We start from the raw sequence: 13,256 nt of genomic DNA on the forward strand, positions 1-13,256 counted from the left end.
CGGTGTCGGTGCCGGCCGGACGGGCGGTGCGCGGCGGGCGCGCGGTGCCGTACGGACAGCAGCCGTGCCGGCCCTGGGGCCGGCACGGCTGATAACTGTACGCGTGGCCGCGCCGGGCACGCTCCGGATCCACCGATCCGGGGGCGCGGCCCGTGGGTCAGACGGCCTGCCGCTTCAGCTTCCGGCGTTCGCGCTCGGAGAGCCCTCCCCAGATGCCGAACCGCTCGTCGTGCTGCAGCGCGTACTCAAGGCACTCCGTACGCACCTCGCATGCCCGGCACACCTTCTTGGCCTCGCGAGTGGAGCCGCCCTTCTCCGGAAAAAAAGCCTCCGGGTCCGTCTGCGCGCACAGGGCGCGCTCCTGCCAGCCCAACTCTTCGCCGTCTGTGCCGTGCGCCAGCGGGATGACCACCTCGCTCACAGCGCACCTCCCTGCCCGTGGAACCCCCTGGTCAATGCCCTCCCACGAGTTCCTTCCCCCGAGACGGCATTGAAACTACACCGACGAAATTACACGCGTGTAGCAGTGGCCCCGTCAAGCCGGAAGACATTCCCGGGCGACATAGCGGGTTTTGCCGGGATGGGAATGTCGACCTTTGGATGAAGATCAGTTAATCGGGCGGTCACCGGCGGGGACGCGGCCTCACTGCGGGGGCGGGGGGCGGTTGTCCCGGTACCAGTCGCCGCCCTCCTGGTCGCCGCCGGCGGGCGGTGCGGGCTGGGTGCCCTGCGGGTCCTGGCCGGAGCCGCCGCTGCCGCCGTAGGCACGGGTCCACTCGCCCATGTCCTCCGGCTCGGCGGGGGGCTGGCCCTGCTGGCCGCCCTGGTAGCCGCCCTGGCCGTACTGCTGGTACTCCTGCGGCTGGCCGTACTGCTGCTCGTAGCCCTGCTGGCCGGGCTGGCCGTACTGCTGCTGCCCGTACTGCTGCTGCCCGTACCCCTGCGGGGCGGGCTGCTGCCCTTCGCCGGCCTGCTGCCCGTACTGCTGGTACTGCTGGTACTGCTGCTGGCCGTACTGCTGGTCGTAGCCCGGCTGGGCGGGCTGCTGCCCGTACTGCTGCTGGCCCGGCTGCCCCGGCTGGCCCTGCTGGTAGCCGAAGTCGGGGTAGCCGCCCTGCTGCTGCATCTGCGGCTGCGGACGGGGCGGCTGCATCCCCTTGAAGACGGTGAAGGCGAACCAGCCGCCGACGCCGACCACGGCCAGGTCGCCGGCGCCCACCAGGAAGGTCGTGAGCTTGGTCACCGCGCCCGCGTAGTCGGAGTCGGCGAGCATCCCGCTCAGCCACGAGATCACGCCGAACAGCCCGATGCCGCCGAGGACGCCGAGCGCCCCCATGGTGATCGTCCGGGCCTGCGGGGTCGGGGTCGCGCCCCAGGTCGTCAGCATGATCGCCAGGACGACGAGGCCGACCATGGCGACCTGGAGGAACGTCCCGTCGTTGGTCTGGCCGAGGGCGCGCAGCGTGAAGCTGCCCCCGCCGCCGAGAAGCGAGATGATGCCCGCGAGAAGGTGGACGCCCGCCGCGGCGAGCAGGACCCAGGCGGCCGGTTCGCGCAGGCGCTGGACGGCTTCCTTGTTCACGGTGGCATCTCCAGACTCGGGGCCGGGTGTTCTCCGATAGCAGGCAAAGCTTTGCATAGTGTCGCCCGGAGCGGCGACCCCTCCGCTCTCCTCGGGGATCACCGTAGGGTTGACGTCATGAAGATCGTGGCGTTGGCGGGCGGGATCGGCGGCGCCCGTTTCCTGCGCGGGCTCCTGGCGGCCGCCCCGGAGGCGGAGATCACCGTCATCGGCAACACCGGGGACGACATCTCCCTGTTCGGGCTGCGGGTCTGCCCCGACCTGGACACCGTGATGTACACGCTCGGCGGCGGCATCAACGAGGAGCAGGGCTGGGGGCGGGCGGAGGAGACCTTCGCCGTCAAGGAGGAGCTGGCCGCCTACGGGGTGGGGCCGGGATGGTTCGGGCTCGGCGACCGCGACTTCGCGACGCACATCGTCCGGACGCAGATGCTGGCGGCCGGCTACCGGCTGTCCGCGGTGACCGAGGCGCTGTGCGACCGGTGGCGGCCGGGGGTGCGGCTGCTGCCGATGACCGACGACCAGGTCGAGACGCACGTGGTGGTCGAGGACGAGCAGGGGCGGCGCGCGATCCACTTCCAGGAGTGGTGGGTGCGGATGCGCGCCTCTGTCCCGGCGCTGTCGATCGCCGCGGTGGGCGCCGCGGAGTCCGCGCCGGCGCCGGGCGTGCTGGCGGCGATCGAGGCGGCCGACGTGGTCCTGTTCCCGCCGTCCAATCCGGTGGTGAGCATCGGGACGATCCTGGCGGTCCCCGGCATCCGGGACGCGGTGGCGACCAAGACCGTGGTGGGCGTGTCGCCCATCGTCGGCGGTGCTCCCGTGCGCGGGATGGCCGACGCGTGCCTGACCGCGATCGGGGTGGAGACGTCGGCGCGCGCCGTCGCCGAGCACTACGGCCTCGGGCTGCTGGACGGCTGGCTCGTCGACGAGGCCGACGCGGACGTGCGGGTGGAGGGCATCGAGGTGCGGTCCCGGCCGCTGCTGATGCGCGACGCCGAGTCGACCGCCGCCATCGCGCGGGCGGCGCTGGACCTGGCGGTGGAGCTGAAGCGGGCGGGGGTCGCCGAATGAGCGCGGGGCCGGGCGGAGCGGACCGGGGGGCCGTCCCCGCGCAGAGGATCGAGGTCTTCGGCGTGCCGGGGATGCCGGAGGTCGCCGAGGGCGCCGACATCGCCGCGCTGGTCCCGGACGGCACGGTCGAGGACGGCGACGTGCTCGTCGTCACCTCCAAGATCGTCAGCAAGGCGGAGGGGCGGGTCCTGGTCGCCGGCGACCGGGAGAAGGCCATCGACGCCGAGACCGTGCGGCTGGTGGCGCGGCGGGCGCACGCGCGCGGGGAGACCCGGATCGTGGAGACGCGGCAGGGGCTGGTGCTGGCGGCGGCCGGGGTGGACGCGTCCAACACCCGGCCCGGCACGGTCCTGCTGCTGCCGGAGGACCCCGACGCCTCGGCCCGGCGCATCCGCGCCGGAGTGCGGGAGCGGACCGGCGCCGACGTGGCCGTGATCGTGTCGGACACGCTCGGGCGGCCCTGGCGCAACGGGCTGACGGACGCGGCGATCGGCGTCGCCGGCCTGGCGCCGCTCAGCGACCTGCGCGGGCGCGAGGACGCCTACGGCAACCGCCTGGACGTCACGATCACTGCGGTCGCCGACGAGATCGCGGCGGCCGGCGAGCTGGTCAAGGGCAAGCTGGAGGGCGTGCCGATCGCGGTCGTGCGCGGCCTGTCCGGCCTGGTCACGCCGGAGGACGGGCCCGGCGCGCGGGCGCTGGTGCGCCCGCCGGAGGAGGACATGTTCCGCTTCGGGTCGGCGGACGTGCTGGGCGCGCGGCGCACGATCCGCGAGTTCACCGCCGAGCCGGTGGACCCGGCGGCGGTGCGGCGGGCGGTCGGCGCCGCGATCACCGCGCCGGCGCCGCACCACACCACGCCGTGGCGGTTCGTCCTGCTGGAGTCGGCGGCGGCGCGGACGCGGCTGCTGGACGCGATGCGCGACGCCTGGGAGGCGGACCTGCGCCGCGACGGATTCTCCGACGAGTCGGTCGCCAAGCGGCTGCGGCGGGGCGAGGTGCTGCGCCGAGCCCCCTACCTCGTCGTCCCGTGCCTGGTCATGGACGGGGCGCACGACTATCCGGACGAGCGGCGGTCCCGCGCGGAGCGCGAGATGTTCGTGGTGGCGGCCGGGGCCGGCGTGGAGAACCTGCTGGTCGCGCTGGCCGTGGAGGGGCTCGGCTCGTGCTGGGTGTCGAGCACGATGTTCTGCCGCGACGTGGTCCGCGACGTCCTCGACCTGCCCGACGACTGGGACCCGATGGGCGCCGTCGGGGTGGGCCGCGCGGCCGCGCCCCCGCGCGAGCGGCCGCCGCGCGCGCCGGACGCCTTCATCGAGGTCAGGTGAACGCATCAGAGTGAACGCGCGGGAATAGATCGGATCGGGCCTCGGCTTCTACGGCCGGGGCCCTGTCCTTCCGTCCGTTCTTCGGGCCCCGGCGCGGCGCGGAATATGACGATTGGCATAGAGTGCCCGCATGGACGCCACGAGCTCCGCACTTCGCCGGGCCCTGGCCCGCGCGCGCGACGGCAAGACACTGGACCGATCCGAGGCCGCCACACTTCTGCGGGCGCGCGGGGCGCGGCTCGACGACCTGCTCGCCCACGCGGCCCGCACCCGGGACGCCGGCCTGGAGGCCGCGGGCCGTCCCGGCGTCATCACCTACAGCCGCAAGGTCTTCATCCCGCTGACCCGGCTGTGCCGCGACCGCTGCGGGTACTGCACGTTCGCGACCGTCCCGCACCGGGTCGACTCGCCCTATCTCGGCCCCGACGAGGTGCTGGAGATCGCTCGGCGGGGCGCGGAGCTCGGGTGCAAGGAGGCGCTGTTCACGCTCGGGGACCGTCCCGAGGACCGGTGGCGTCCGGCCCGCGAGTGGCTGGACGCGCACGGGTACGACGACACGCTCTCGTACGTGCGCGCGATGGCGATCCGGGTGCTGGAGGAGACCGGGCTGCTGCCGCACCTGAACCCCGGGGTGCTGACCTGGCGCGACTTCCAGCGGCTCAAGCCGGTCGCGCCGTCCATGGGGATGATGCTGGAGACGACCGCGACGCGGCTGTTCAGCGAGCGCGGCGGCCCCCACTTCGGGTCGCCTGACAAGGACCCGGCCGTCCGGCTGCGGGTGCTGGAGGACGCGGGCCGCACGAACGTGCCGTTCACCACCGGCATCCTCATCGGCATCGGCGAGACGGTCGAGGAGCGCGCGGACGCGATCTTCGAGATCCGGCGGACGATGCGCGAGTACGGGGCGATCCAGGAGGTGATCGTCCAGAACTTCCGCGCCAAGCCCGACACGAAGATGCGCGACACCCCGGACGCCGAGCTGGAGGAGCTGGCAGCGACGATCGCGGTGACGAGGCTCGTCCTCGGCCCTAAGGCGCGCGTGCAGGCGCCGCCGAACCTCGTCGCCGAGCAGTACGCGCTGATGCTGCGCGCCGGGATCGACGACTGGGGCGGGGTGTCTCCGCTGACGCCCGACCATGTCAACCCGGAGCGGCCGTGGCCGCAGATCGACGAGCTGGCCGCCAGGACCGCCGCGGCGGGGTTCGCGCTGCGCGAGCGGCTCACGATCTACCCCGAGTACGTGCGGCGCGGCGAGCCGTGGCTCGACCCCCGCCTCACCGCGCACGTCGCCGCCCTGGCCGACCCCGCGACGGGCCTGGCCCGCGAGGACGCCGTCCCTGAGGGACGCCCCTGGCAGGAGCCCGACGGCGGGTTCACGGCGTCCGGCCGGACCGACCTGCACACCGAGATCGACACGACCGGCCGCACCGCGGACCGGCGCGACGACTTCGACGAGGTGTACGGCGACTGGGACGCGCTGCGCGACCGCATGGCCGCGCCCCAGCGGTTCGACGCCGACGTCAAGGCCGCTCTGGCGCGCGCGGAGCGGGACCCCGCGGGCCTGTCCGACGACGAGGCGCTGGCCCTCCTGCACGCCGAGGGCCCGGAGCTGGACGCGCTCGCCGCGCTGGCCGACGGCCTGCGGCGCGACACCGTCGGCGACGAGGTCACCTACGTCGTCACCCGGAACATCAACTTCACCAACGTCTGCTATACCGGCTGCCGGTTCTGCGCGTTCGCGCAGCGCCGCACGGACGCCGACGCCTACACTCTGTCGCTGGAGCAGGTCGGGGACCGCGTGGACGAGGCGTGGGAGGCGGGCGCCACCGAGGTCTGCATGCAGGGCGGCATCCACCCGGACCTGCCCGGAACCGCGTACTTCGACCTCGCCCGCGAGGTGAAGCGCCGCGCGCCCGGCATCCACCTGCACTCCTACAGCCCGATGGAGGTCGTGAACGGCGCGTCCCGGACGGACCTGTCGATCCGGGAGTGGCTGGAGGCGGCGAAGGAGGCCGGCGTCGACTCGCTGCCCGGGACGGCCGCCGAGATCCTGGACGACGACGTGCGGTGGGTGCTGACCAAGGGGAAGCTCCCCACGGACCAGTGGGTCGAGGTCGTCACCACCGCGCACGAGATCGGGATCCCGACGACGTCCACGATGATGTACGGACACGTGGACACCCCCGCGCACTGGGTCGCGCACATCAGGCTGCTGCGGTCCATCCAGGAGCGGACGGGCGGGTTCAGCGAGTTCGTGCTGCTGCCGTTCGTCCACCACAACTCGCCCATCTACCTCGCCGGGCTGGCGCGGCCGGGGCCGACCGCGCGGGAGAACGTCGCCGTCCACGCCCTGGCCCGCATCCTGCTGCACGGCGCGATCCCCAACATCCAGACGTCCTGGGTGAAGCTCGGGGACGAACTGTGCACGCGCGTCCTCCAGGGAGGGGTCAACGACCTCGGCGGGACGCTCATGGAGGAGACCATCAGCCGGATGGCCGGCTCGGAGAACGGGTCGTTCAAGCCCATCAGCGAACTGGAGGCGATCGCGGCGCGCGCGGGCCGCCCCTCCAGGCAGCGCACCACCCTGTACGGGGACGTCCCCGCCGAGCGCCTGGAGGCGTCCCGCCGCACGGACGGCATCGGGCATTTCGGACGGCAGGGTCTCACCCTGACCCCGGTGTCCCCGCCCGCGTGACCGGCGCCGCCGCCACGGCGGGCCTGCTCAGGGCGCGCCGCGGCGGCAGCTCGGGCGGCGTTCGACCAGCAGGTCCGCCGAGCGGCGCAGCTCGCGCAGGACGGCCTCGACCGACGGCCGCACCTGCGCGCCGACGCGCGTCCACATCACCATCCGGCGGTCCACGGGGGCGTCGGCGACGTCCCGCACGACGATGCCCTCCTCCCGCTCGGCGAGCGCGAGGTCGGGCACCAGGCACACGGCGCCGCCCTGGGCGACCATCGCGAAGATCACCATCAGGTCGTTGGACCTGAACCGGACGTCGGGCCGGAAGCCGCCGAGCTCCACGCACGTCCGTTCGAGCAGGTCGGCGTGGTTGGTGCCGACGTGGCCGGTGGCCCACGGGCACCCGGCCAGGTCGGCCATCCGGACCGGGCCGCCCGGCCCGGCGAGCGGATGGCCCTCCGGCATCCCGACCCGCATGATCTCGGGGACGAGCACCTCGGAGGTCAGCTCGGGCCGGCGCGGCCGCACCGTGCCCGCGACGCGCCCGCTCGCGGCGAGCGCCGCCTCCTCGGCCCGCTTCGCCCGGTCCAGCAGCGCCTCGGCGTGCTCGACGAGCACCTCGCCCGCCTCGGTCAGCCGCAGCCGCCGCCCGGCGCGCTCGACCACCGGCACGCCGACGTCCCGCTGCAGCTGCGCGAGCTGCTGCGACACCGCAGACGGCGTGTAGCCGAGGGCGTCGGCGACCGCCGCGAGCGTCCCGCGCAGCTTCAGCTCGCGCAGCACCCGCAGACGTCCGAGATCCAACATGGTGAAGAGATTCTTACACAATCCCTACAGAAAGCCTCGCTGGACCTGAACGTTGGACGGAGTCAAACTGTAGGTGCGACGGAAAGAGGCGGAGACCCCGCTCCTCCGATCGCCCCGCGCGGGAACGCCGCCACTGCGATCCCAAGGAAGAAGACCATGCTGTACATGCTCGGCCTCATCATCGCCCTCGCCGTCCTCGGTCCCCTGTTCGGCGCCGACAGCCGGGACGGCCTCGACTGGGCCCGGAACAACTTCTGGCTGCGCCGCCGCACGGCGCAGGCCCCGGTCAGAAGGACCGGTAGTCCCGCACCGGCAAGCGGGGGCCACGCCTCGGCGGGTGCATCCCGGACGATTCCAGCAGCCGGGTGACCCGGTAGCGATGACCGGCGTAGGGCTCCAGCAGCTCCAGCATCCCGGCGTCGTCGACCTTGCGGCCCGCCAGCGCCCAGCCGACCAGGCCGGGCAGGTGGTAGTCGCCGACGGAGACGGCGTCGGGATCGCCCACCGCGCGCTGCCTGACCTCGGCGGCCGTCCACACGCCGATGCCCGGCAGCGACCGCAGCCGCGCCTCGGCCGGATCCTCCTCCAGCCGCCGCGCGACCCGCGCCGCCCCGATGATCGTCCGGGCCCGGACGGCCTCCAGGCCGGACCGGTGCCACTCCCACGAGGGAATCCGGATCCAGACCTCCGGCGGCGGCGGGACCCGCAGGTGCGGGGCGCCGGGCGCGGGCTGCCCGAACCGGCGCAGCAGGTACGCCCAGGCGCGCCACGCCTCCTGCCCCAGGACCTTCTGCTCCATCACCGCCGGCACGAGCGCCTCGAAGACCCGCCGCGTCCGCCCGATCCGCAGCCCCGGCCGCCTGAGCACCTGGTCGCGGACGACGTCGTGCCGCGCGACGAACCCCTCCGGCCGGTCGGCCGCCCCCAGTAGCTCGGGCACCCCGTCCAGCAGCCATTCGGCGCCCGGCCCCCAGGCCGTGGCCTCGACGGCGTCCCCGGCCCACCCGACCCGCAGCGTGCCGGGCCCGCCGGGAGTATGCGACGTCCGCCAGACGGACCCGTCCGGCTCGAACCGGCACGCCGGGTCGCGCGACCCGCGCCGGTGCGGCGCCAGGACGTCCCGCAGGTCCAGCTCCCACGGCGGCCGCCACAACCGGACCCGGCCGGGGAGGCGCCCAGCGGTCGCCTCCCCGGCCACCCCGGACGACGGTTCAGCAACGCTCAACGAGCCGACTCCCTGCCTCACATGCCCCACCGGGGCCTTCCCGCACGCCGTTCCCTCGACGGTCTCCGGCACCAGTCTGCCACCGCCCTGCGCGCGAACTTCCCGTTCCACGGCAAAATACAAATATCGCCATAAATCATAATCCTTCTTGTTTTGCCCTGCAGAAATCTGACGCGACCACTATCCGCGCCCTTACCTTGCAGCCATACTCCGATCAGAAAATGGCTGTTAATCTGCCGGGCAGCATCACCCCCCAACAAAAGGAAGAGTTCATGGCGAAAATGCCATTTCGGGCGCCCGTGATCCTCGCCGCCACCTGCGCGGCCCTCCCCCTGGCCGCGACCGTGCCCGCGCACGCCGACACAGGTGTCCTGCACCGGAGCTGCCAGCAGGTGCGCCAGAACTTCCCCAGCGCGCCGAACGGAACCTATCTGCTGAGCGACGGCGCGAAACTCTTCACGGTCTACTGCGCCGACATGACCACGGCTCCCAAGGAGTATGTGACGCTCGAAAGGACCGGTTCGTCCGAGAACTACTCGCAGTACACCGCCGGCGGCGCGTCGCCCGGCGCGAACGTCAGGACCCGCTTCACCCGGATCCGCCTCGACCCCGCGACGTTCACCGTGGACATCGGCGACCTCAAGTACGCGTCGTCCACCGGCTCGCTCAGTCACGGCGGCTCCGAGACCGTGACCGGCATGCCCTACGCCGTCGCGATGTCGTGCACCGGCACTCCCGTCGGCGAGGGCGACATCGACCTGCGGGGCACGGCCGTCAAGGTCGACAACGCGTTCGCCACCGGCGGCGCAGGCTCCTCGGGCACGGCGACCGTCAGCCCGGACGCGCAGACCGTCACCCTGCGCGGCGGCGGCTTCTGCGGCTGGATCATGCCGACCCCGGTCCGGTACAACCCGTTCAACCCGGGCCCGGGCATGCCCAACCTCAAACTGGACTGCACGAACCAGATCCGCAGCGCAAGCCAGATCTGCCTGCGCCTCGCCCCGGCGGCCGGTCCCCGGATGCAGGTGACGCGGGAAGGCTCACACCGCCTGGTGCACCTGCGCCCCGGCGGCCGCACGGCGGTGCTCGGCCTCGACGGCCAGGTCCGCTCCCTCCGCTGACCCGCGGCATCCATGAGACCGCCTTGCGCCCCGGCGCAAGGCGGTCTCACTTCGCCCGGCCCCCGGGGGCAGGCCATTAAATGATCACCATAAAGCGAATTTCTTTACTCGACCCAAAAGCGGCCACGCCGACACGTTCATACTGGCGGACATTCGCAGATCGAGGCCGCCGATCACCGGCCGCTGCCAGCGGATTCCCAAGGCGCGCAGTCCACCGCGGCACCCACGCCCACCGAGGCCGTCGACCTCACCCGAACCCGACCGATATTGTCGAGCGGATCGGGGCGGGCGAGCCGAAACTCGCCCCGGTCAGGAAGGGTGTCAAAATGCTGCTTGCGTGGTTTCTTTTCTCAGTGGATTCTCTGTTGAGCGGGATTCGCGGGCGCCTCTGGCCGAGACGGCGCGAGTACCCGCACGGTCTCGTCGTCGCCCCAAGGGAGGCATCATGCGCCGCAAGATCGTCACGACCGCCCTCGCCCTCGCCCTGAGCGCGAGCGGGCTGGCCCTGACTCCCACCGCCGCCACCGCCGCGCCCGCGGCACCGGCCGCCGCGCCGAGCAGGGCACTCGCCGCGCCGGCCTTCAACGCCAGTGGCATCTACACGATCTTCCAGAGCCGCGGGGGCAACGTCCAGGTCAACGTGACCCAGGACGGCGGCGGCAGGCTCTTCGGGTCCGCGGTTTACGGCAGCACGGCCGGGACGATCGAGACAGGATCGGTGGACGGCTTCACCATCTTCTTCATCATCGGATGGTTCAACGGGACTCGGGGACGCTACGACGGCTCGCTGGGCGGCGACAGACGCCTGTCAGGCATCTCCGTCGACCTGAACCACCCCACCAGCCAAGCGACCTGGTTCACCAGCCGCACCTTCTGAGCAACGGGTCCGGCCGGAATACGGGCGGAAGGGGCCGCGGCGCGGCCGATTCCGGCGGACCGCGAATACCTGCCGGATTGGAGCGGAGTAAAGGACGGCACACTGCCCGTCGTGCACGCGCTATCTCCGTCCTCGGCCGCCGACTCGCCGGCGGCCGCTGGACGGGGACATGGACGGCGCCCGGGCTTTCATTCCTGGACGACGTCCGCCGCCCGGGACCGCCCAGCGCCTCCGTGCGCAGGGCGGCCTTCCGCCGCCGCGGCTCAGTCGTCGGCGGAGAAGCGGACAGCGGTCGGCGGCAGGTTGATGCCGGGCCAGACGCGGACGCCGCAGCGCAGTTCGTTGCCGGGGCCCACCACCGCGCCGTCGCCGAGGACGACGCCGTCGAGGACCGCGCCGGGGCCGACCCGCGCGCCCCGGCTGAGGACCGAGTCGCGGACGGTGGCTCCCTCGGCGACGAACGAGTCCTCCAGTAGGACGCTGCCGATCACGGTGGCGCCCGCCTCGACCACGGCGCCGCGCCCGACGGTGGTGCCGCCGCGCACGACCGCGCCCGGCGCGACCCGCGCGCCCGCGAGGGCGAGGCGCTCACCCGGCTCGCCGGGCATGGCGGGCGAGGCCAGGGCGCCGAGGACGAGGTCGCGCGAGCCCTGGACGAAGGCCTCCGGGGTGCCGACGTCCAGCCAGTAGCCCGACTCGACGTAGCCCATGACCACCGCCCCCGAGGAGATGAGCGACGGGAACGTCTCGCGCTCGACGGAGACCACCTCGTGCTCGGGGATCGCGTCGATGGCCGACCGGCGGAAGACGTAGCAGCCCGCGTTGATCTGGTTCGTCACCGGATGGGGCGTCTTCTCCAGGAAGGCGGTGACGCGGCCGTCGCCGGCGGTGGGGACGCAGCCGAACCGGGACGGGTCGTCGACCTCGGTCAGGTGGAGCGTCACCGATGCTGCGGCGGCCTCGTGCAGCTTCACCTGGGCGCGGACGTCGTGGCCCGACAGGATGTCGCCGTTCAGGATCAGGACCGGGTCGTCCGGGCCGCAGGTGAGGGCGCGCGCGGCGTTGCGGATGGCGCCGCCGGTGCCGAGCGGCTCGTCCTCGCTGACGTAGGCGAGGTCGACGCCGTAGGCGCGGTCGCCGAAGGCGGCCTCGAACATCTCGGCGCGGTAGGACGTGGCGAACACGATGCGCTCCACGCCCGAGGCGTGGGCGCGGGCCAGCTGGTGCGCGAGGAACGCCACCCCGGCGGTGGGGAGCAGGGGTTTCGGGGTGGAGATCGTCAGGGGGCGCAGGCGGGTGCCTTGACCTCCGACCAGGAGGATCGCTTCCACTCGGTTCCTTTCTCCACGCGCGGTCGGAGAGAGCCTAGTGGGTGCGTGCGGCGGCGTACTGGTCCACGGCCCGCTGGTAGGAGGCCATGTGCCCCTCGGCCGACGCCGACCAGGAGAACCGCTCGGAGCGGGTGCGGGCGGCCTCGGCCAGCTCGGCGCGGCGGGACGGGTCGTCGATCAGGGAGGTCAGGGCGGCGCCGATGCCCTCCGGGTCGGGTTCGGTGTAGGCGACCGCGTCGCCGCCGACCTCGGGGAGGGGGCCGCGGTGGGTGGTCAGGACCGGCGCGCCGCAGGACATGGCCTCCAGGACGGGCAGCCCGAAGCCCTCGCCGCGGCTCGGGAGCGCGACGACCAGGGCGCCGCCGAAGAAGCCGGGCAGGGCCGACCAGGACAGGTAACCGGGGCGCAGCACGCGCAGCTCCAGCGGGACGGTGGCGAGGGCCGCGTCGACCTCGTCGTCCCAGCCGCCGCTGCCCGCGAGGACGAGCGCCGGGGCGTCCTCGCGGCCGGCGCACGCCCGCACCCAGCCGCGGATCAGGTTCGGGACGTTCTTGCGGGGCTCCAGCGCGCCCAGGTAGGCGACGTAGGGGCGGCCGTGCAGGCCGAGGCGGTCGGAGACGTGCTTCACCTCCGCCTCGGACGGGCGGTGGAAGACCTCGTGGTCGACGCCGTGGTAGGCGACGTCGATGTGGGACGGGTCGGCGCCGAGGATGCGGACCAGTTCGTCGCGCGTCGCGCGGGACGGGGCGATCAGCCGGGTCGCGCGGCGCGCGGCGGTGCGGGTCGCCGACTTGATGTAGGAGGTGCGCACCGGGTCGTGGGGCTCCGGCTCGGCGAACAGGGTGACGTCGTGGATCGTCACCACGGTCGGGAGGCCCGCACTCACCGGCATCGTGTAGGTGGGCAGGTGGATGACCTCGGCGCCGACGCGCCGGGCCACGTGCGGCAGGCCGGACTGCTCCCAGGCCAGCCGGGTGGCGCGGTGCGAGAGCGTCGCGGGCCCGGCGACGACCTGCGCGCCGGGCACGAGGCCCTCATAGCGTTCGGCGTCCGCACGCTGGCAGGCGACGGCGAGGTCGGCGCCCTGCCGGTGCAAGGCGCACAGCAGCCCGTCCACATACCGGCCGAGCCCGCCGCGGTCGGCAGGCACGGCGGTGGCGTCGAGCAGAATCCGAGGCGCCACGGTCCACTCCCCCATCCAGCGCGGTGACGTAGATCACTCTTTACTCTCCGA

The 13,256-nt window shown here is 73.2% G+C and carries 11 protein-coding genes; 5 read left to right on the plus strand and 6 right to left on the minus strand.

Annotation, left to right across the window (positions count from 1 at the left end; all coding sequences use genetic code 11):
* Window positions 1-157: 157 nt before the first annotated feature.
* Window positions 158-421, minus strand: a complete 264-nt coding sequence (locus BKA00_RS22685) for a WhiB family transcriptional regulator (protein ID WP_021594342.1) — start codon at window positions 419-421, stop codon at window positions 158-160.
* A gap of 222 nt (window positions 422-643) precedes the next feature.
* Complete coding sequence (locus tag BKA00_RS22690; protein ID WP_185028068.1) at window positions 644-1,582, minus strand: hypothetical protein; 939 nt, start codon at window positions 1,580-1,582, stop codon at window positions 644-646.
* Between the two features lie 117 nt (window positions 1,583-1,699).
* Here BKA00_RS22690 and cofD point away from each other — a divergent pair, with 117 nt between their 5' ends.
* The 3 genes from cofD (at window position 1,700) to BKA00_RS22705 (ending at window position 6,676) form a co-directional block, all read left to right on the plus strand.
* Entirely contained in the window at window positions 1,700-2,653 is a 954-nt protein-coding gene (gene cofD, locus BKA00_RS22695; protein ID WP_185028070.1) for a 2-phospho-L-lactate transferase, read from the plus strand.
* Window positions 2,650-3,981, plus strand: a complete 1,332-nt coding sequence (locus BKA00_RS22700; RefSeq protein ID WP_185028072.1) for a coenzyme F420-0:L-glutamate ligase — start codon at window positions 2,650-2,652, stop codon at window positions 3,979-3,981. Before cofD ends, BKA00_RS22700 begins: the two co-directional genes overlap by 4 nt.
* Window positions 3,982-4,111: 130 nt before the next feature.
* On the plus strand, window positions 4,112-6,676 hold the full coding sequence (locus tag BKA00_RS22705) for a bifunctional FO biosynthesis protein CofGH (protein ID WP_185028074.1): 2,565 nt from the start codon (window positions 4,112-4,114) through the stop codon (window positions 6,674-6,676).
* 27 nt (window positions 6,677-6,703) lie between these two features.
* Here the strand turns inward: BKA00_RS22705 and BKA00_RS22710 are convergent, their stop codons facing one another.
* Window positions 6,704-7,468 carry a LysR family transcriptional regulator gene (locus BKA00_RS22710; protein WP_185028076.1) on the minus strand — a complete coding sequence of 255 codons (765 nt, stop codon included), beginning with the start codon at window positions 7,466-7,468 and terminating at the stop codon, window positions 6,704-6,706.
* Between the two features lie 286 nt (window positions 7,469-7,754).
* Window positions 7,755-8,693 (minus strand): DNA-3-methyladenine glycosylase family protein, encoded by a 939-nt coding sequence (locus BKA00_RS22715; RefSeq protein ID WP_230298679.1) that lies wholly within the window; start codon window positions 8,691-8,693, stop codon window positions 7,755-7,757.
* A gap of 272 nt (window positions 8,694-8,965) precedes the next feature.
* Here BKA00_RS22715 and BKA00_RS22720 point away from each other — a divergent pair, with 272 nt between their 5' ends.
* Entirely contained in the window at window positions 8,966-9,814 is an 849-nt protein-coding gene (locus BKA00_RS22720; RefSeq protein WP_185028078.1) for a GON domain-containing protein, read from the plus strand.
* Between the two features lie 445 nt (window positions 9,815-10,259).
* Window positions 10,260-10,691 (plus strand): hypothetical protein, encoded by a 432-nt coding sequence (locus BKA00_RS22725; RefSeq protein WP_185028080.1) that lies wholly within the window; start codon window positions 10,260-10,262, stop codon window positions 10,689-10,691.
* 263 nt (window positions 10,692-10,954) lie between these two features.
* Here BKA00_RS22725 and manB read toward each other — a convergent pair whose 3' ends face one another.
* Entirely contained in the window at window positions 10,955-12,022 is a 1,068-nt protein-coding gene (manB, locus tag BKA00_RS22730) for a mannose-1-phosphate guanylyltransferase (protein ID WP_185028082.1), read from the minus strand.
* A gap of 34 nt (window positions 12,023-12,056) precedes the next feature.
* Window positions 12,057-13,205: a glycosyltransferase gene (locus tag BKA00_RS22735; protein WP_185028084.1), complete on the minus strand. Its 1,149-nt coding sequence runs from the start codon at window positions 13,203-13,205 to the stop codon at window positions 12,057-12,059.
* Between the last annotated feature and the right edge of the window lie 51 nt (window positions 13,206-13,256).

Source organism: Actinomadura coerulea, assembly GCF_014208105.1.
Lineage (GTDB): Bacteria > Actinomycetota > Actinomycetes > Streptosporangiales > Streptosporangiaceae > Spirillospora > Spirillospora coerulea.